Raw genomic sequence first — 19,633 nt, 5'->3', positions numbered from 1 at the left:
CCCGCGGCGGGCCGGTCCCGCCGGACCGCGGCGCCAGCCGCCGGACCTCTCCGGCGGCCCGGCCCGGCCCGGCCCGTTCCGCTCCGTTCTGCTCCGCCGAGCCTTCGACCCCTTGACCCACCCAACCCCGGGACCATCCATGACTGACAAGACCGCGGGCGGCGACGTCCGCCTCTCCGGGATCAGCAAGCACTACGGCACCTTCACCGCCGTGCACCCGCTGGATCTCACCATCCCCCAGGGCTCCTTCTTCGCCCTGCTCGGCGCCTCGGGCTGCGGGAAGACCACCACCCTGCGCATGATCGCCGGCCTGGAGGAGCCCTCCACCGGCACGGTGCACCTCGGCGACCGGGAGGTCACCGACCTGCAGCCGTACAAGCGCCCGGTCAACACGGTCTTCCAGAGCTACGCGCTCTTCCCGCACCTGAGCATCTTCGAGAACGTCGCCTTCGGGCTGCGCCGCCGCGGCATCAAGTCGGTCAAGAAGCAGGTCGACGACATGCTGGAGCTGGTCCAGCTCGGCCAGTTCGCCCAGCGCAAGCCGCACCAGCTCTCCGGCGGCCAGCAGCAGCGCGTCGCCGTCGCCCGCGCCCTGATCAACCACCCGCAGGTCCTCCTCCTCGACGAGCCGCTCGGTGCCCTCGACCTCAAGCTGCGCCGCCAGATGCAGCTGGAGCTCAAGCGGATCCAGACCGAGGTCGGCATCACCTTCGTGCACGTCACGCACGACCAGGAGGAGGCCATGACCATGGCCGACACGGTCGCCGTGATGAACGGCGGCCGCGTCGAGCAGCTGGGCGCCCCCGCCGAGCTGTACGAGAACCCGGGCACCACCTTCGTGGCCAACTTCCTCGGCACCTCGAACCTCATCGAGGCCTCGGTGGACTCCGCCGGCTCCGAGGTCGTCGTCTCCGCCTCCGGCACCACCCTGCGGCTGCCCGCCGCACGGTGTTCGACCACCCCCCGCGCGGGCGGAAAGCTCCTGGTCGGGGTGCGCCCCGAGAAGATCTCCCTGGTCCACGCCGACGAGGAACACACCATCGCGGCCGGCCGCAACAAGATCACCGGCCGGATAGCCGACTCCTCCTTCATAGGCGTCTCCACCCAGTACGTCATCGACAGCCAGGTCTGTCCGGAGCTGGAGGTGTACGCCCAGAACATCGAGCGGGACGGCCGCCTGGTGCCGGGTGCCGAGGTGATCCTGCACTGGAACCCGGAGCACACCTTCGGCCTCGACGCGGCCCAGGACATCGACGCGGGCATCGAGACGGTGGAGGAGAGCGCATGACGACCACCGCGGCGCCGCCCCAGGCGCCCGCCGCCACCGAACCCCCGGTGCACAAGGCGGCCCTGCGCAAGCGGCTGATCCCGTACTGGCTGCTGCTCCCCGGCATCCTGTGGCTGCTGGTGTTCTTCGTGCTTCCGATGGTCTACCAGGCCTCCACCTCGGTGCAGACCGGCTCCCTCGAAGAGGGCTTCCAGGTCACCTGGCACTTCGGGACCTACTGGGACGCCTTCACCGAGTACTACCCGCAGTTCCTGCGCTCCCTGCTCTACGCGGGCACCGCGACCGCGCTGTGCCTGCTGCTCGGGTACCCGCTGGCCTACCTGATCGCCTTCAAGGCGGGCCGCTGGCGCAACCTGCTCCTCGTCCTGGTGATCGCCCCGTTCTTCACCAGCTTCCTGATCCGCACGCTGGCCTGGAAGACGATCCTGGCCGACGGCGGCCCGGTGGTCGGCGTCCTCAACAACATCGGCTTCCTCGACGTCACCAGCTGGCTCGGCATGACGGAGGGGGACCGGGTGCTGGCCACGCCGCTCGCGGTGGTCTGCGGTCTGACGTACAACTTCCTCCCCTTCATGATCCTGCCGCTGTACTCCTCGCTGGAGCGCATCGACACCCGCCTCCACGAGGCGGCCGGGGACCTGTACGCACGCCCCGCCACGGTCTTCCGGAAGGTGACCTTCCCGCTCTCGATGCCGGGCGTGGTCTCCGGGACCCTGCTCACCTTCATCCCGGCGAGCGGTGACTACGTGAACGCCGAGCTGCTCGGGTCCACGGACACCCGGATGATCGGCAACGTCATCCAGTCGCAGTACCTGCGGATCCTCGACTACCCGACGGCGGCCGCGCTGTCCTTCATTCTCATGGCCATCGTGCTGATCATGGTCACCATCTACATCCGCCGAGCGGGGACGGAGGACCTGGTCTGATGCGCAATCCCCTCACCTGGCTCCGGCGCAACCTGGTCGTCATCGCGGGCCTCGGCACGCTCGCGTACATGATCCTTCCGAACGTCGTCGTCACCGTCTTCTCCTTCAACAACCCCACCGGGCGGTTCAACTACGCCTGGCAGGAGTTCTCCCTCGACGCGTGGAAGGACCCCTGCGGGGTCGCCGACATGTGCGGCTCCCTGTCCCTCTCGCTCCAGATCGCCCTCTGGTCCACCCTCGTCGCGACCGCGCTGGGCACCGCGATCGCCTTCGCCCTCGTGCGCTACCGCTTCCGGGCGCGCGGGGCGGTCAACTCGCTGATCTTCCTGCCCATGGCCATGCCCGAGATCGTGATGGCGGCGTCACTGCTCGCGCTCTTCCTCAACATGGGCATCCAGCTGGGCTTCTGGACGATCCTGATAGCGCACATCATGTTCTGCCTCAGCTTCGTCGTCGCCGCCGTCAAGGCGCGTGTCCTGTCCATGGACCCGCGGCTGGAGGAGGCCGCCCGCGACCTCTACGCCGGCCCGGTGCAGACCTTCGTACGGGTCACCCTGCCGATCGCGGCACCCGGTATCGCGGCGGGCGCGCTGCTCTCCTTCGCGCTCTCCTTCGACGACTTCATCATCACCAACTTCAACTCGGGCAACACCGTCACCTTCCCCATGTTCGTGTGGGGATCGGCCCAGCGCGGTACGCCCGTGCAGATCAACGTCATCGGTACGGCGATGTTCGTCATCGCGGTGCTGGTGGTCCTCGCCGGCCAGATGGTCGGCAACCGCCGCAAGAAGGCACAACCGAAGTAATTCGGGAAAGCACGTCATCAGTTCCGTAGGGAGTTGGAAGCCATGGCCCCAGTCGCCATGCGTAGTGTTGCGAAATCCCTTTCCGAAGCGAAGCCGGTCTCGTACTGGCTGGACGACCCCGGCAAGCCGGCCCCCGAGCCGGCGCTGACCTCCGACGAGCGCTGCGACCTGCTGGTCATCGGCGGCGGCTACAGCGGACTGTGGACCGCCCTGATCGCCAAGGAGCGCGACCCGGAGCGGGACGTCGTACTGATCGAGAGCAAGGAGGCGGGCTGGGCCGCCTCCGGCCGCAACGGCGGATTCTGTGCCGCCTCCCTCACCCACGGCCTCAGCAACGGAATCGCCCGCTGGCCCGGCGAGCTGGCCAGGCTGGAGGAGATGGGCGCCCGCAACCTCGACGCCATCGAGGAGGCCGTCGCCCGCTACGGCATCGACTGCGACTTCGAGCGGACCGGCGAGATCGACGTCGCCACCGAACCGCACCAGGTCGAGGAGCTGCGCGAACTGCACGAGGAGGCGCTGCGCCTGGGCCTCGCCGACGGCTCCGAATGGCTGGACGGCGAGGCGGTGCGCGCCGAGGTCGACTCGCCGACCTTCCTCGCGGGCCTCTGGGACCGCGACGGCGTCGCCATGCTCAACCCGGCGAAGCTGGCCTGGGGCCTCAAGCGGGCCTGCCTGGAGCTCGGGGTGCGGATCTACGAGAACACCCGCGGCCTCAAGCTGGCCGCGGCCGGCTCCGGGATGACCGTGACGACCCCCTACGGCACGATCCTCGCGCGCCGGGTCGCCCTCGGCACCAACATCTTCCCCTCGCTGGTCCGCCGGGTCCGCCCGTTCACCGTCCCCGTCTACGACTACGCGCTGATGAGCGAGCCGCTCGACGAGGCCCAGCTGGCCGCGATCGGCTGGAAGAGGCGGCAGGGGCTCGGCGACAGCGCCAACCAGTTCCACTACTTCCGGATCACCCGTGACAACCGGATCCTGTGGGGCGGCTACGACGCGGTCTACCCCTACCGGGGGAAGCTCGACTCCGAGTACGACCACCGTCCCGAGACCTACCTGAAGCTCGCGGAGCACTTCTTCACAGCCTTCCCGCAGCTGGAGGGGCTGAAGTTCAGCCACGCCTGGGGCGGCGCGATCGACACCTGCTCGCGCTTCTCCGCCTTCTTCGGCACCGCGCACTCGGGGAAGGTGGCCTACGCGGCCGGCTACACCGGCCTCGGCGTGGGGGCCACCCGGTTCGGGGCGGACGTGATGCTGGACCTGCTGGACGGGCTCTCCACCGAGCGCACGCGGCTGGAGATGGTGAAGTCCAAGCCGATGCCGTTCCCGCCCGAGCCCTTCGCCTGGACCGGGATCGCGCTCACCAAGTGGTCGCTGGCCCGCGCGGACGCCCGCGGTGGACACCGGAACCTGTGGCTCAAGACGCTGGACCGCTTCGGCCTCGGATTCGACAGCTAGGCCGCCCCTGACCCCGAACCGCGCGCTGCCCACCGCGCGCCCGGCGCGGACCGCCGGTCACCGTGTGGCCCGGTTCACTGCCATGGAGTAAAGAAACCCGCGTCATACCTGCGCCCGGCCCCGCTCTCTCCAGGCGAGAACCCCTCACCTACAGGGAGCGGAGGCCGGGCGATGACGATTCCGGGGGCCAGGACGGCAGTGGACTGGCTGGTATCGGTGGCGCCGGATCCGGACGCCTGCCGGAGGGAGTGGGAGCGCAACCCCCTCGGGGTCGCCCTGCTGCCCGCCGGCCGGCGCTGGGACGTGCTGATCCTGCCCGGGGAGCTGGGCCGGCCCACTCTCGACGTGTTCCGCCTGCTGCTCGGCCGGCCCGGCCCGGTGCTCGCCGACTCCGGCGACTGCAGGGTGGGCTTCTTCGCGCCCGCGGGCACGGCGTCGCGGTGGCTCGGCACGGGCGTACGGGGTGCCGGGCGCGGCAGCTGGATCGTGGTCCCGTATCCCGGCCGGGCGACCGGCGGGGTGCGCTGGCTGGTGATCCCGGACGGCGAGGGGACGCTCACCGATCCGGCCGTGCTGGAGCTCGCGATGCACGAGGCCGTTGCGGGCGTGCCGGCGAAGGCGGGCCGGACGTCTTGACAAGGGCATTGGTCTGGACCATCTTGGGCGCCGCTGACCCCCTCCATCCCCCCATGCACCGGAGGCAGTTGTGCGCAGAGCCCTACCCCTCCTCACGGCCGCCGCCCTCGCGGTGGCCGGCTTCCTCGCCGCGGGACCGCCCGCCGCGGCGGCCGACGCCGATCTCGTACGCAACGGCGGCTTCGAGGCCGGCCTCGACGGCTGGAGCTGCTCGGGCGGCAGCGGAGCCGTCGTCACCGCACCCGTCCACGGCGGAGGTTCCGCCCTGCGGGCCACCCCGGCCGGCCAGGACAACGCCCGCTGCTCCCAGACCGTCACCGTCAAGCCCGACTCGGCGTACATGCTCGGCGCGTGGGTGCAGGGCGCGTACGTCTACCTCGGCGCGACCGGCACCGGCACCACCGACGTGTCGGCCTGGACACAGACGCCGGGTGCGTGGAAGCAGCTGACGACCACCTTCCGTACCGGCCCGGCCACGACCTCGGTGACCGTCTACACCCACGGCTGGTACGGCCAGCCCGCCCATGTCACCGACGACCTCACCCTGGTCGGCCCGGACCCCGGCGGTCCCGGGCAGCCCCAGCCCCCGGCCGCCCCCACCGGCCTGACCGCCTCCGCCACCTCGTCGACGTCCGTCGCGCTGTCCTGGTCGGCGGTCCCGGGCGCCACCTCGTACACCGTCCACCGGGACGGCGCGGCGCCCGTGAGCGTCACCTCCGCCTCGGCGGCCGTGACCGGCCTCGCCGCGGCCACCACCTACACCTTCCGGGTCAGCGCGGTGAACGCGGCGGGCACCTCCCCGCAGAGCGCGCCCGCCTCCGCGACCACGCCCGGTGGCGGGGGAGGCGGCGGGGGCGGCCTCCCCGCGCACGCGCTCGTCGGCTACCTGCACACGAGCTTCGCCAACGGCTCCGGCTACGTCCGGATGGCCGACGTCCCCGCCTCCTGGGACGTCATCAACCTCGCCTTCGGCGAACCCACTTCGGTGACCTCGGGCGACATCCGCTTCCGGCTCTGCCCGGTCGCGGAATGCCCGAACGTCGAATCCCCTGCGGAGTTCAAGGCGGCCATCAAGGCCAAGCAGGCGGCCGGGAAGAAGGTGCTGATCTCGATCGGCGGCCAGAACGGCCAGGTCCAGCTCGCGAGCACGGCCGCCCGGGACACCTTCGTCTCCTCCGTCAGCAAGATCATCGACGAGTACGGCCTCGACGGCCTGGACATCGACTTCGAAGGCCACTCCCTGTCCCTGACCACCGGGGACACCGACTTCCGGGCGCCCACCACCCCGGTCGTCGTCAACCTGATCTCGGCCGTGAAGACCCTGAAGGCCCGGTACGGACCGGACTTCGTCCTGACCATGGCCCCGGAGACCTTCTTCGTCCAGCTGGGCTACCAGTACTACGGCTCGGGCCCCTGGGGCGGCCAGGACCCGCGGGCCGGCGCGTACCTCCCGGTCATCCACGCCCTGCGCGACGACCTCACCCTGCTCCACGTCCAGGACTACAACTCGGGCTCGATCATGGGTCTCGACAACCAGTACCACTCCATGGGCGGCGCGGACTTCCACATCGCCATGACCGACATGCTGCTCACGGGCTTCCCGGTCGCCGGGAACACCGCCCGGGTCTTCCCGGCCCTGCGCCCGGACCAGGTCGCCATCGGCCTGCCGGCCACGACCAGCGCGGGCAACGGCCACACCTCGCCCGCGGAGGTGAACAAGGCCCTGAACTGCCTGACGAAGAAGACCGACTGCGGGACCTATCAGACCCACGGCGCCTGGCCGGGCCTGCGCGGCCTGATGACCTGGTCGATCAACTGGGACCGCTTCGGAGGCTGGGAGTTCAGCCGGAACTTCGACGCGTACTTCGGAGGCTGACCCGCCTCGCCCGGCCGACCCGGCTGACCCGCCTCGCCCGGTCGGCCCACGCCACGCCGAGCAGCAGGGGAGTGCAGAGCAGCAGGCTGGCCAGTACGTCCAGCGGCCAGTGCCACCCCCGCAGGATCAGCCCGACGGCCGTCGCCCCCGTGAGGACCAGGGCGGCGGCCGTCGGCCATGCCCGGCGGGCGTACGGGCGCACGAGCAGGGCCGCGCCGAGGTACGCGACGGCGGCGGTGGCCGTGTGGCCCGAGGGGAAGTAGCCGGCGGCCCAGGGCTCCAGGGGTCCGGGCCGGGCGGTCCACTCCTTGAACGGGATGACCAGGGCCGGCACCAGGGCCATCGCCAGGCCCGCGGCCCCGGCGGCGAGCGCCCGCCCGCGCCGGGCGGCGTAGGCCATGGCCAGGACGAGGACGGGCACGGCGACCGGGATGTTGCCGAGGTCGGAGAGGCGCTCGGTGACGGAGTCCGGGACCGTGCGCACCAGGGCGCGGCTCAGCGCGTGGTCCGGGGTCAGCAGCGGGCCGGAGACCAGCACCTGCCAGGTGACCAGGGAGAAGAGGAGGCCGCAGACCGCGGCGATCAGGAGAGGAGTGGCCGGCCGTCCCGGAACAGGGGGGATGGTTCCGGGACGGCCGCCCGGATCGGGTTGCCGGGCGCCCCGGGGGGTTTGGGGCGAACGGCTGTCCGATCGGTGAGGAGTGTGCGCGAACGCATGCCCAGTACGGTGCTGGGGAAGCCCAGTACTGGTGTCGCCCCCGGTTTCCCTGGAGCGGGGTGTCTCACTCATCTGCAGAAACCGTACGGCAGTGAAAGGGGGACCGGCAGCAGGATCGCGCTCCCGCCATCGGCCCCCCACAGCTTCTTCACAGCGTCCGCCCGTTACCGCCGGTAGGGGCCGGTCGCTGCGTGCGCACGTTCTAGCCGTTCGATCAGATGGCCGTGCCGATGGCCGCGAACGCGGCCTCGATGAGGTCCAGGCCCTCGTTCAGCAGGTCCTCGCCGATGACGATCGGCGGGAGGAAGCGGAGCACGTTGCCGTAGGTGCCACAGGTGAGGACGAGCAGGCCCTCGGCGTGGCAGGCCTTGGCGAGCGCGCCGGCCGCCTCCGGGAACGGGGTCTTGGACACCGGGTCCTTGACCAGCTCGATCGCGATCATGGCGCCGCGGCCGCGGATGTCGCCGATGATGTCGTACTTCTCCTGCATGGCCGTCAGACGGGCCTTCATGACGGACTCGATCTTCTTCGCCGCGGCGTTGAGGTCGAGCTCCTTCATGGTCTCGATGGAGCCGAGCGCACCGGCGCACGCCACCGGGTTGCCGCCGTAGGTGCCACCCAGGCCACCCGCGTGCGCGGCGTCCATGATCTCGGCGCGGCCGGTCACGGCGGCGAGCGGCAGACCGCCCGCGATGCCCTTGGCGGTGGTGATCAGGTCCGGGACGATGCCCTCGTCCTCACACGCGAACCACTGGCCGGTGCGGCAGAAGCCGGACTGGATCTCGTCGGCGACGAAGACGATGCCGTTGTCGTTGGCGAACTTCACGATCGCGGGCAGGAAGCCCTTGGCCGGCTCGATGAAGCCGCCCTCGCCGAGGACCGGCTCGATGATGATCGCGGCGACGTTCTCGGCGCCGATCTGCTTGGTGATCTGGTCGATCGCCTGGGCGGCGGCCTCGGGGCCGCAGTTCTCGGCACCGGTGGGCCAGCGGTAGCCGTAGGCGACCGGGACGCGGTAGACCTCGGGGGCGAACGGACCGAAGCCCTGCTTGTACGGCATGTTCTTCGCGGTCAGCGCCATGGTGAGGTTCGTACGGCCGTGGTAGCCGTGGTCGAAGACGACGACGGCCTGGCGCTTGGTGTACGAACGGGCGATCTTGACGGCGTTCTCGACGGCCTCGGCGCCGGAGTTGAACAGGGCCGACTTCTTGGCGTGGGTGCCCGGGGTCAGCTCGGCGAGGGCCTCGCAGACCTCGACGTAGCCCTCGTACGGGGTGACCATGAAGCAGGTGTGGGTGAAGTCGGCGAGCTGCGCGGAGGCGCGGCGCACGACGGCCTCGGCGGAGGCGCCGACCGAGGTCACGGCGATGCCGGAGCCGAAGTCGATCAGGCGGTTGCCGTCGACGTCCTCGATGATGCCGCCGCCCGCGCGGGCCGTGAAGACGGGGAGCACGGAGCCCACGCCACCGGCCACGGTCTGGAGGCGGCGGGCCTGCAGCTCCTGCGACTTGGGGCCGGGGATCGCGGTGACGATCTTGCGCTCCTGCGGAACAGCGGTCATAGGGGGCTCCTGGGGGGTGTTTTCGGACGCACTTGTCTCTTTGTCCGCAGGCTAGGCCCGGGAGCGGTGGTCCTGCATGCTCCGTTCGGTAGTGATCACCGCGTGTCCTTGTCCGTGACGGCCATAGGAAGGACCCAGGCGCGCGTCTTGTGGACGGCGCGGCGCATCGGAGCGCGGGTACGGGCCCACGGCCGACGCCGGGCAACTACATTGAGCGACGCAGCGCAGGCACGGGCAGGGGGCAGGGGTTTCATGGACACCGAGGGCACGTACGACGGACGGGCAACCCGCTCGGATCGCGTACCTAGACCTGCCGCCGCCCCGCCGGCGCACCCCCCGAAGCCGCGCCACGCGCCGGACCGGGGGCCGACCGTCGCCGACTGGCTGCGCACCCCCCGGCCGGTCGCCGAGCCGGGCGTATGGCGCTACGGCCACCTCCCGCGGGAGGCGGTGGAGCCACCGACGACCCCCGACCGGGCTCTTGCCACCGGAGCACTCGTCTCGTTCCTGGCGTGCGTCCTCGTCTGGTCCCTGATGCGCAACACGTACATCCCCTTCTGGGACGCACCGCTCAACCTCTTCACCCCCGACAGCTGGTACGCCGCGAACGGGGAACCCGTCATGGGGACGGGCGGGATGCGGGCCAAGCCGGTCTACGAACTGCTCTTCGTCTCGGCGCTCCTCTGCGGGTTCGGCCGGCTCGGCAGCTGGCGGACCGCATGGAGCCGCCTGGTCGTCGAGCGCGGCCCCTGGGCTCCCGCCCTCGCGGTCGTACCGCTCGCGTGGGTCACGCTCCTCCTCGTCGACAACCACCAGCTGCCGCTCCGGCAGCTGGTCTTCGCGTTCCTGCCCTACGGCACGGACCAGGAGGCCAACCTCGCGCTCGACAGTACGGCGAAGACCGCGATCGACGTGGCCGTCGTCCTGGCCTTCGCCTGGCTCGGCGGCGCGGTCCGCCTGCTGCGCCGGATCCGGCCTGCCGCGGATCCGGCCGGCCCGGACCGCACCCGGGCGACACCTGCCGGGGAGCAGGAGGACGACCCCGCGCGCTGGCCGCAGCTGCGGGCCGCCGGGCTGGGGGAGGTTGCCGAGCGGCTGGAGGCGGAGGCCGGGGGTGGGCGGATGAACGACGTGGACTACGCCCGGATCCGGCGGGCCTGGGACTCCGTGCGCGTCGACCCCTCGCGGATGCGGGCCTTCGCCGACGCCGTGCGTGACAAGGGCGCCGCCGCCTGCGTGCACCCGTCCGGGGCGCGGGACCTGCCCGCGCGGGCCGCCCGGCACGATCTGCTGGCCCGGCAGGTGCTGCTCGGCACCGTGGAGGACGGCGCCCGCAACCCGTACTCCCGCCGCGGCACGTCGCTCGCCCTCGACCCCGACGTGCTCGGCACCTCCCTGCTCGCCGTCGGCCCCTCCGGCACCGGCAAGACCCGGCGGCTGGTGCGGCCCGTCGTCGAGTCGCTCTCGCTCCAGGCCCTCGCCGGCCAGGCCGCCGTCGTCGCCGTCGGCGCGGCCGGCGCCCAGCTCGGGCCGGACGCCGCCTTCGACGTCGTGGTCCGGGTCGGCGACCCCGCCTCCGTCTACGACCTCGACCTCTACGGCGGCGCCACCGACCCCGACGAGGCCGCCACCCTGCTCGCCGAGGCCTTCGTCGGGGACGTCCCCGGGATCGACGTACGCCGGGCCGCGACCGCCCTCGCCCAGCTCCTCGGCCCCTTCCGGGCGGCGTACGACCGCTTCCCGACCGTGCCCGAACTGCGCGAGCTGCTCGACCAGGTCCCCACCGCCTTCGACGCGCTGCGCCGCGACCTCGCCGGACAGCACGCCATGCTGCGCGAGCTCGACGCCCGGGCCCGCCAGCACGGCGCCCCCGCGGACCCCGGCCCCGCCCTCGCCGACCGGGTGGCCCTGCTGGACCGGCCGGCTTTCGCCGGCTTCTTCGACACCACCGGCCAGGGCCGGCCGTTCTCGCTGCGCGCCCTGGAGCACCCGATCCGGGTCCGCGTGGACCTGCCCGAACGCGGGCACGCCGACGCCTCCCGGATGCTGGCCCGGCTGCTGCTCGCCCAGTTCAACGCCGCCGCGGGCGCCCGCACCGACCGCTCCCTCTTCGCCTTCCTCGCCTTCGACGACGCCTCCCACACCCTGACCGCCGAGACCGTCCGCGGCGTCCAGCGGCTGCGCTCGGCGCATGCGGGCGTCCTGCTCACGCTGCGCACGCTGGACGACGTACCGGAGGCGCTGCGGACACCGCTGCTCGGGGCGGTCGGCTGCCGTATGGCCTTCTCCGGGGTCACCACCTGGGACGGCAAGCGCTTCGCAGAGGCCTGGGGCACGGAGTGGGTGGAGACGCGGGACGTCACCCACCGCACCGTCTTCGCCGACCAGCCGCTCACCCGCCTGATGCACTCCTTCCGCAAGCTCGTCACCGGCAAGGCGGTCACCACGGACGCGGTGACCGTGCGCCAGGTGGAGCGCGAGCGGTGGTCCGCATCGGACCTGGCGCACGCCGTGCCGCCGGGGCACGCGGTCCTGTCGCTGACTTCGGTGCGCGGGGAGCGGGCGGCTCCGCTGCTGGTCCGCCTGGCCGGAACGTCCTGACCCGCACCCCGACCCGTACGAGGTGGCAGAATCGAGGGGAGTCGTTCGTACGACACGGCGAAAACCGTCGGCGGTCTGCCTCCTGACCCTCCCGCTCGCCCCTCCCGCTAAGGCCACTGGTAACCGATGCCGCTCACCCTCGCCTCACTCGTCCAGCACTCGGCGCTCAAGCTCAGCGTCCGGGCCGGAGAGGGCCGCCTCGACACCCCGGTGCGCTGGGCCCACGTCAGCGAGCTCGCCGACCCCGTCCCCTACATGGAGGGCGGGGAGCTGCTCCTGATCACCGCGATGAAGCTGGACGCGGGGGACCCGGAGGAGATGCGCGCCTACGTACGCCGCCTCGCCGCGGCCGGGGTCGTCGGCATCGGCTTCGCGATCGGCGTCAACTACGAGGAGATCCCCGAGGCACTGGTCGAGGCCGCGCGGACCGAGGACATGCCGCTGCTGGAGGTACCGCGGCGGACCCCCTTCCTGGCGATCAGCAAGGCGGTCTCCGCGGCCCTCGCGGCGGACCAGTACCGGGCCGTCACCGCCGGTTTCGAGGCCCAGCGGGAGCTGACGCGGGCCGCGCTCTCCGTCGACGGCCCCACCGAGCTGCTGGTGAAACTGGCCGCGCACGTGCACGGCTGGGCCGCGCTGTACGACACCTCGGGCGCGGTCGTCGCGGCCGCCCCCGACTGGGCCGCGCGCCGCGCCGCCCGGCTGACGCCCGACGTGGAACGGCTGCGGGAGCGCCCGGCCCCCGCCAGCGCCGTGGTCGGCGGCTCCGAGGACCGCGTGGAACTCCAGTCCCTGGGCACGGGCCGGCGCGCCCGCGGCGCGCTCGCCGTCGGTACCGCGGCCCCGCTGGGCACGGCCGAGCGGTACGCCGTCCACTCCGCGGTCGCGCTGCTCACCCTCACCACCGAGCGCTCGCGCTCGCTGCACGACGCCGAGTCCCGGCTGGGGGCGGCGGTGCTGCGGATGCTGCTCGCGGGCGAGGCGGACCACGCGCGGGCCGTGGCCGGGGACCTGTACGGGGCCCTGCTGGAGGCACCGTTCCGGATCGTCGTGGCCGAGCCGGCCCTGGCGGGGACCGCGCAGCCGGAAGGCCTGGCGCTGCTGTCCGACACGGTGGAGTCGGCGGCGGCCCGGACCGGGGAGGCGCTGCTCGTCGTCCCGGAGGAGGGCCGGCTCGTGGTCCTGGCCTCCGACGGGGGCTCGGCCGTACAGGCGTGCATGGACCACGCGGAGGTCCTGGAGGCGCGGCGCGGCCGGGACGCGGCCGGGCCGGAGCCGGACGAGCTGGTGGTCGGCCTGTCCGCGCCGGCCGGACCGGGCGGTGCGGCGGCGGCCCTCAAGCAGGCCGACCAGGCCCTGGCCGTGGCCCGGCGCCGCGGCCGGCCGATGGTGGAGCACGAGGACATGGCGGCGGGCTCGGTCCTGCCGCTGCTGGCCGACGACGCCGTACGGGCCTTCGCGGACGGCACCCTGCGCGCCCTGCGGGAGCACGACGCGACCGGGCGCGGCGACCTGGTGGCCTCGCTCCAGGCCTGGCTCTCCCGCCACGGGCAGTGGGACGCGGCCGCGGCCGACCTCGGCGTGCACCGGCACACCCTGCGCTACCGGATGAAGCGGGTCGAGGAGATCCTCGGCCGCTCCCTGGAGGACCCGGACGTCCGCATGGAGCTGTGGCTCGCCCTCAAGGCGACCTCGGCCCCGTCCTAGGCGTAGTGACTCCCGGGGGCGCGCACCGGGCCGGCTGGACAGTGACAAAGCGGCGAAGCGCGACGACCCGCCGCTCCATCAGGGACAAACGCCGAAACGCCGCCGGAGTTCTACGGTGGAGGGGTCAGGACCCACCGCACACTTCCGAAGGGCCGGGATTCGCATGACTTCCACCCACGCCTTCTGGCTCGCCGGCCGCCAGGCCACCGGCGAGGACAGCTTCGACGTCCACTCCCCGTGGGACGGCCGCCTGGTCGGCACCGTCAGCGTGCCCACCGACGAGCAGGTCGAAGAGGCCGTGGCCGCGGCGTACGCCGCGACGGCGGAGTTCTCCGCGACCCCCGCCCACGTACGGGCCGCGGCCCTGGACCACGTGTCCAAGCGGCTCGCCGAGCGCACCGAGGAGATCGCCCAGCTGATCTCCGCCGAGAACGGCAAGCCCGTCAAGTGGGCCCGCGGTGAGGTCGGCCGTGCGGTGTCCGTGTTCCGCTTCGCCGCCGAAGAGGCCCGCCGCTTCAACGGCGGAGAGGCCCAGCGCCTCGACACCGACGCCGGTGGTGTCGGCCGTCTCGCGCTGACCCGCCGCTTCGTCAAGGGCCCGGTCCTCGGCATCGCGCCGTTCAACTTCCCGCTGAACCTGTGCGCCCACAAGGTGGCCCCGGCCATCGCCGTCGGCGCGCCGATCATCCTCAAGCCCGCCCCGGCCACGCCCCTCTCCGGGCTGATCCTGGGCGAGCTGCTCGCCGAGACCGACCTCCCGGCCGGCTCCTGGTCGGTCCTGCCGGTCGCCAACGACAAGATGCCGGCCCTGGTCAAGGACGAGCGCCTGCCCGTCATCTCCTTCACCGGCTCCGACACCGTCGGCTACGCCATCCAGCAGTCGGTGCCCCACAAGCACTGCACCCTGGAGCTCGGCGGCAACGCCGCGGCCGTCGTCCTGGACGACTGGTCCTCCGAGGCCGACCTCGACTGGGCTGCGACCCGTATCGCGACCTTCTCGAACTACCAGGCCGGCCAGTCCTGCATCTCCGTGCAGCGCGTGATCGCCGACGCCTCCGTCTACGACCGCCTCGTCGAGAAGGTCGTCGAGAAGGTCCAGGCCCAGGTCACCGGCGACCCGTCCGACTCCGCCACCGATGTCGGCCCCCTCGTCTCCGAGGCCGCCGCCCAGCGTGTCGAGTCCTGGGTCGACGAGGCCGTGGCCGGCGGAGCCAAGCTGCTCGCCGGCGGCAAGCGCGCGGGTGCCTCGTACGAGCCCACCGTCCTGGCCCACGTGCCGGACGGCGTCAAGCTCGCCACCGAGGAGGTCTTCGGACCGGTCCTGACGCTGAAGAAGGTCGAGAACACCGACGAGGCCTTCGCCGCCGTCAACGACTCGAAGTTCGGTCTGCAGACCGGCGTCTTCACCCGCAACGTCCAGACCGCGTTCCGGGCCCACCGCGAGCTCGAGGTCGGCGGTGTGATCATCGGCGACGCGCCGTCCTACCGCGCCGACCAGATGCCGTACGGCGGCGTCAAGCAGTCCGGTGTGGGCCGCGAGGGCGTCCGCTACGCGATGGACGACTACACGTACGAGCGGGTCCTGGTCCTGACCGGCCTCGACATCTGATCTCGTACGGCCCGAAAGCCGACGGCCGGAGCCTACTGTGCGGGGGCTCCGGCCGTCTTTTGCGTCCACATCCCGGCTCGCATAGCAGGCGAGCCCGGCACATGCGAGGAAATAAAACCGTTGTAGTCGCCCGATAGCCTTTGGTAATCCCCCCGCCGGGGAGGGTCGAAATTCGGCTCCTCTGTGCAGGGGGGATTTATGAAAAAGCAGCGGCTCGGTGTCTTAGCGGCGCTCTTCACCATTTTCGCGGCGCTTCTTCCGGTGGCCGCCGCGTCGGCCGACGTTGTCACGCCTTTCAGCGTGATCAACCCGCCCGGACACTACGGACTGCAGAACATCAACAGCGGCAAGTGTCTGGTCGTCATGGCGAACGGCTCCAACGGTTCTCGCGCGACGCAGTACACCTGTGGGAACTATGAGGACCAGAGCTGGTCCGTCAACACCTCCGGCGTCCCCGCCGAGATCCGCAACGATCACAGCGGGCAGTGCCTCACGGCCCAGGGGAACGCGGACGGGGCGCCCGTATTCCAGTACACGTGCACCGGACTGAATGACCAGAAGTGGTACGCCTACCACCTCAATTCCAGCTACACGTGGTACGTGAATTACAACAGCAACAAGTGCCTCGTGGTGCAGGGTACTGCGAACGGCAATGCGGCGATGCAGTACACCTGCGGCTATTACGCGGACCAGTACTGGGCCTGGTAGGACTTCGGCGGCAGCCGCCGGAGGGTTTTTGGTGAGACTACTTCGGAGCCGTGAATCCTTTTGTGTTCGTGGCCCGACCGTCCCGGCATGAGCCGTCCCGGCTCCCGTGCCGGGGCGGTGCCGTGTCGGGCGTCCGGCGTCCGTGGGAGGCACCGGACCTGACCGGCCGCCGTGGGCCGGTACGAAGCGACCTGGGGGCGTCGGGAGACCCCGCAGGTCAGGGGTGGTGTTGTAGGCCAACTGCGCCGGTGCTCGGGCGGTCTCCGCGTTCGCTGGCTTTCCCGGAGCCCCGAGCGGGTACGACTCACAGGTAGCACCGGCTGGTAATGCCGGTGGACCCCCGACTTCCGACTTCGGCGGCGAGGTGAGTCCCCTCATGTCCGCAACACAGCCCAAGGTGACCGAGCGCGAGGCACGGCAGGTCGCGGAGGCGGCCCGGGAACAGGACTGGCGCAAACCCAGTTTCGCCAAGGAACTGTTCCTCGGACGCTTCCGGCTCGACCTGATCCACCCCCATCCGCTCCCCGCCGACGAGGACGTCCGGCGGGGCGAGGCCTTCCTGGCCCGGCTGCGGGAGTTCTGCGAGACCCGCATCGACGGGGCCCTCATCGAGCGCGAGGCGAAGATCCCCGACGAGACCGTGCGCGGTCTCAAGGAGCTCGGCGCCCTCGGCATGAAGATCGACCCCAAGTACGGCGGCCTCGGTCTCACCCAGGTCTACTACAACAAGGCGCTGGCCCTCGTCGGCTCGGTGAGCCCGGCCATCGGGGCCCTGCTCTCCGCCCACCAGTCGATCGGCGTGCCCCAGCCGCTGAAGATGTTCGGCACGCAGGAGCAGAAGGACGCCTACCTGCCCCGCTGCGCCACCACCGCGATCAGCGCCTTCCTGCTCACCGAGCCCGACGTGGGGTCCGACCCGGCGCGCCTGGCCACCACGGCCGTCCCGGACGGGGACGACGCGTACGTCATCGACGGCGTGAAGCTGTGGACCACCAACGGCGTCGTCGCGGACCTCCTCGTGGTCATGGCCCGCGTCCCGAAGTCGGAGAACCACCGCGGCGGGATCACCGCCTTCGTCGTCGAGGCGGACTCGCCGGGGATCACCGTCGAGCACCGCAACGCCTTCATGGGCCTGCGCGGCCTGGAGAACGGCGTGACCCGCTTCCACCGGGTCCGGGTCCCCGCGTCCCAGCGCATCGGCGCCGAGGGTGCCGGGCTCAAGATCGCTCTGACCACGCTCAACACCGGCCGGCTGTCCCTGCCCGCCATGTGCGTCGGCGCCGGGAAGTGGTGCCTGAAGATCGCCCGCGAGTGGTCGGGCGTACGCGAGCAGTGGGGCCGGCCGGTCGCGCGGCACGAGGCGGTCGGCGCCAAGATCTCCTTCATCGCCGCCACCACCTTCGCCCTCGAAGCGGTGGTCGACCTCGCCTCCCAGATGGCCGACGAGGACCGCAACGACATCCGCATCGAGGCCGCCCTCGCCAAGCTCTACGGCTCCGAGATGGCCTGCCTGATGGCCGACGAACTGGTCCAGATCCGCGGCGGGCGCGGGTTCGAGACCGCCGAGTCCCTGGCCGCCCGCGGCGAACGCGCCGTCCCCGCCGAGCAGATGCTCCGCGACCTGCGCATCAACCGGATCTTCGAGGGCTCCACCGAGATCATGCACCTGCTGATCGCCCGCGAGGCCGTCGACGCCCACCTCTCGGTGGCGGGCGACCTCATCGACCCCGAGAAGGCACTAGGCGACAAGGCGAAGGCCGGAGCCCGCGCCGCCGGGTTCTACGCCCGCTGGCTGCCCAAGCTCGCCACCGGCCCCGGCCAGGTCCCCGGCACCTACCGCGCCTTCCATCCGAGCGGCCACCCCGACCTCTCCACCCATCTGCGCTACGTGGAGCGCAGCGCCCGCAAACTCGCCCGCTCGACCTTCTACGCCATGTCCCGCTGGCAGGGCCGGATGGAGACCAAACAGGGCTTCCTCGGCCGGATCGTCGACATCGGCGCCGAGCTCTTCGCCATGAGCGCGGCCTGCGTCCGCGCCGAGCACCTGCGCGCCACCGGCGCCCACGGCCGTGAGGCCTACCAGCTGGCCGACGCCTTCTGCGAGCAGTCCCGGCTGCGCGTGGAGGAGCTCTTCGGCCGGCTCTGGTCCAACACCGACGACCTCGACCGCAAGGTGGTCGCGGGCGTCCTGTCCGGCACCTACACCTGGCTGGAGGAGGGCGTCCTCGACCCCTCCGGGGAGGGCCCCTGGATCGCGGACGCGGCGCCCGGACCCTCGACACAGAAAAACGTGCACCGCCCCATCCGCTGACCTGCGATCATCGCCGGACGTCGGACAGACGTACGAGGATGAGTACGAGTACTGGTACGCGTACGAGCACAGCACGAGGCGGACGAGAACGATGCCGACGGCCGAGGAAGACCGCACCAGCCGACGGCTGGCCTGGTGCGTGGCGCACCTGCTGCGCCACGCACCGGACCACATCGTCACCGACATGATCGGGAGGCTGGACGAGCCCACCCGCAAATACCTGTGCCGGGACGAGTGGCTGTCGGCCTCGACCGTCACCCTGCTGCTGCGACACGGCGGCGCGGCCGACCGGACCTTCATCGCGCGCAACCCCAGGGTCGTGGGCCGGCCGCTGCCCGGCCTGCCCGGACCCGCCCGCTACGCCCGCCGCCGCACCCCGCCCGAACTCCTCCCGGTGCTCCGCGCCGAACTCGGCAGGGACCCCGGCGAGGGACCGCTCGGCGCGGCCGAGCTGGCCGGCCTGCTGCGCCGGCACGGCAGGCGCGGGCCGCGGGTCCCGCTGGACATCCTGGCGCTGCGGTACCGGCCCGACCCGGAGCTGCTGCTCGCCGAGCACCTCCGCGAGCCGCTGCCGACCGGCGCGGTCGAGGCCCTGCTGCTCGTCGCGGACCTGCCCCTGGAGACCGTCCACGCCTTCCTGGCCACCCCGGCGGCGCCGCCGGACGGGCGCTCCTGGCACCGGCCGGCCGTCCGCGCCGTGCGGATGGGACGGGTCACGCACGAGGAACTCGTCACGCACGTCGCCCCCGCGCACCGGACCCTGCTGCTCGCCCGCCTCCCCGACACCGACGGCCTGCGCTGGACCCTGCCCGAACAGGCCGGCATGCAGACGGCCGTTTTGCGGGCCCTGCGCCCGCTGGGGGACGATCCCCGGCTGTGGGCGGAGCTGCTGAGGCACGCCCCCGGACACCGGGGCCCGCTGCCCGCGCTGGTCGCCGCCCTGGCCGACGGCACCGTGCCCGAGGCGGCCGACGCGGGTGAGCCCGGCCCCGACCTCGTCCGCGCGGTGCGCCACCTGTCCCCGACGGCCGCCCCGCCCTACGGGGGCGTGGAGCGCGAGCTGGCCCTGACGAGCCTCGCCGTGCCGATGGACAGGGTCGAGGAGGACATCCGCTGGGTGCGCGACTGCATCGACCGCGGCCTGCTCACCGGCCATGACGTGATCCGGCACAAGCTGCCGGCCTGCTGGGCCCTCGACCAGGACCACTGGCTCGGCGACGTGGACCATCCCGACCGGCACGACCGCCCCGCGGCCGTCCTCGCCTCCCACGCCGAGGCCGACCAGTTGCTGGCCCTGGCCCTCGACGAGGACCCCGAAGCCTGGTGGAGCGTCGCCCGGACGCTCCCTGAGTTCGCCGGAACGCTCCCGCACCTGCTTCTGCGGGTAACGGAAGGGGGCTCCGTGTCCGGCCGCTCATGACTTGC

Annotated in this window: 14 protein-coding genes; 12 read left to right on the top strand and 2 right to left on the bottom strand. The window is 72.0% G+C overall.

Annotation, left to right across the window (positions count from 1 at the left end; all coding sequences use genetic code 11):
• The first annotated feature begins 139 nt into the window (after positions 1–139).
• The 6 genes from ACFY04_RS27580 (at position 140) to ACFY04_RS27555 (ending at position 6,993) form a co-directional block, all read left to right on the top strand.
• Entirely contained in the window at positions 140–1,288 is a 1,149-nt protein-coding gene (locus ACFY04_RS27580) for an ABC transporter ATP-binding protein (RefSeq protein ID WP_389120608.1), read from the top strand.
• Entirely contained in the window at positions 1,285–2,214 is a 930-nt protein-coding gene (locus ACFY04_RS27575; RefSeq protein WP_389120606.1) for an ABC transporter permease, read from the top strand. Before ACFY04_RS27580 ends, ACFY04_RS27575 begins: the two co-directional genes overlap by 4 nt.
• Positions 2,214–3,020, top strand: coding sequence for an ABC transporter permease (locus ACFY04_RS27570; RefSeq protein ID WP_030718627.1), 807 nt, complete (start codon positions 2,214–2,216; stop codon positions 3,018–3,020). The genes ACFY04_RS27575 and ACFY04_RS27570 overlap by 1 nt, the downstream gene beginning before the upstream one ends.
• Before the next feature lie 42 nt (positions 3,021–3,062).
• Positions 3,063–4,481 carry an NAD(P)/FAD-dependent oxidoreductase gene (locus tag ACFY04_RS27565; protein WP_389120603.1) on the top strand — a complete coding sequence of 473 codons (1,419 nt, stop codon included), beginning with the start codon at positions 3,063–3,065 and terminating at the stop codon, positions 4,479–4,481.
• Positions 4,482–4,652: 171 nt separating this feature from the next.
• On the top strand, positions 4,653–5,117 hold the full coding sequence (locus ACFY04_RS27560) for a hypothetical protein (RefSeq protein ID WP_389120600.1): 465 nt from the start codon (positions 4,653–4,655) through the stop codon (positions 5,115–5,117).
• A 112-nt stretch (positions 5,118–5,229) separates the two neighbouring features.
• Positions 5,230–6,993: a chitinase gene (locus tag ACFY04_RS27555; RefSeq protein WP_389120821.1), complete on the top strand. Its 1,764-nt coding sequence runs from the start codon at positions 5,230–5,232 to the stop codon at positions 6,991–6,993.
• On the opposite strand, the gene ACFY04_RS27550 is transcribed toward ACFY04_RS27555, so the two are convergent.
• Together ACFY04_RS27550 and gabT are read right to left on the bottom strand one after the other, a co-directional pair.
• Positions 6,959–7,531, bottom strand: a complete 573-nt coding sequence (locus ACFY04_RS27550) for a phosphatase PAP2 family protein (RefSeq protein WP_389120599.1) — start codon at positions 7,529–7,531, stop codon at positions 6,959–6,961. The two genes, ACFY04_RS27555 and ACFY04_RS27550, sit on opposite strands and share 35 nt — an antisense overlap.
• Before the next feature lie 394 nt (positions 7,532–7,925).
• Entirely contained in the window at positions 7,926–9,272 is a 1,347-nt protein-coding gene (gene gabT, locus ACFY04_RS27545; RefSeq protein ID WP_030012869.1) for a 4-aminobutyrate--2-oxoglutarate transaminase, read from the bottom strand.
• Positions 9,273–9,524: 252 nt separating this feature from the next.
• Here gabT and ACFY04_RS27540 point away from each other — a divergent pair, with 252 nt between their 5' ends.
• The 6 genes from ACFY04_RS27540 (at position 9,525) to ACFY04_RS27515 (ending at position 19,628) form a co-directional block, all read left to right on the top strand.
• On the top strand, positions 9,525–11,873 hold the full coding sequence (locus ACFY04_RS27540) for an ATP/GTP-binding protein (protein ID WP_389120596.1): 2,349 nt from the start codon (positions 9,525–9,527) through the stop codon (positions 11,871–11,873).
• 126 nt (positions 11,874–11,999) lie between these two features.
• Positions 12,000–13,580 (top strand): PucR family transcriptional regulator, encoded by a 1,581-nt coding sequence (locus ACFY04_RS27535; RefSeq protein ID WP_389120594.1) that lies wholly within the window; start codon positions 12,000–12,002, stop codon positions 13,578–13,580.
• A gap of 163 nt (positions 13,581–13,743) precedes the next feature.
• Positions 13,744–15,189 carry an aldehyde dehydrogenase family protein gene (locus tag ACFY04_RS27530; RefSeq protein ID WP_389120592.1) on the top strand — a complete coding sequence of 482 codons (1,446 nt, stop codon included), beginning with the start codon at positions 13,744–13,746 and terminating at the stop codon, positions 15,187–15,189.
• A 198-nt stretch (positions 15,190–15,387) separates the two neighbouring features.
• On the top strand, positions 15,388–15,897 hold the full coding sequence (locus ACFY04_RS27525) for an RICIN domain-containing protein (protein ID WP_389120590.1): 510 nt from the start codon (positions 15,388–15,390) through the stop codon (positions 15,895–15,897).
• Between the two features lie 376 nt (positions 15,898–16,273).
• Positions 16,274–18,208 (top strand): acyl-CoA dehydrogenase family protein, encoded by a 1,935-nt coding sequence (locus ACFY04_RS27520; protein WP_389120587.1) that lies wholly within the window; start codon positions 16,274–16,276, stop codon positions 18,206–18,208.
• Between the two features lie 91 nt (positions 18,209–18,299).
• Positions 18,300–19,628, top strand: a complete 1,329-nt coding sequence (locus ACFY04_RS27515; protein ID WP_389120585.1) for a hypothetical protein — start codon at positions 18,300–18,302, stop codon at positions 19,626–19,628.
• Positions 19,629–19,633: the final 5 nt, after the last annotated feature.

It is taken from the genome of Streptomyces sp. NPDC001549 (assembly GCF_042894025.1).
GTDB lineage: Bacteria > Actinomycetota > Actinomycetes > Streptomycetales > Streptomycetaceae > Streptomyces > Streptomyces kutzneri.
The sequence above is the reverse complement of the archived record's forward strand: the minus strand, read 5'-3'. Positions and strand labels throughout refer to the sequence as shown.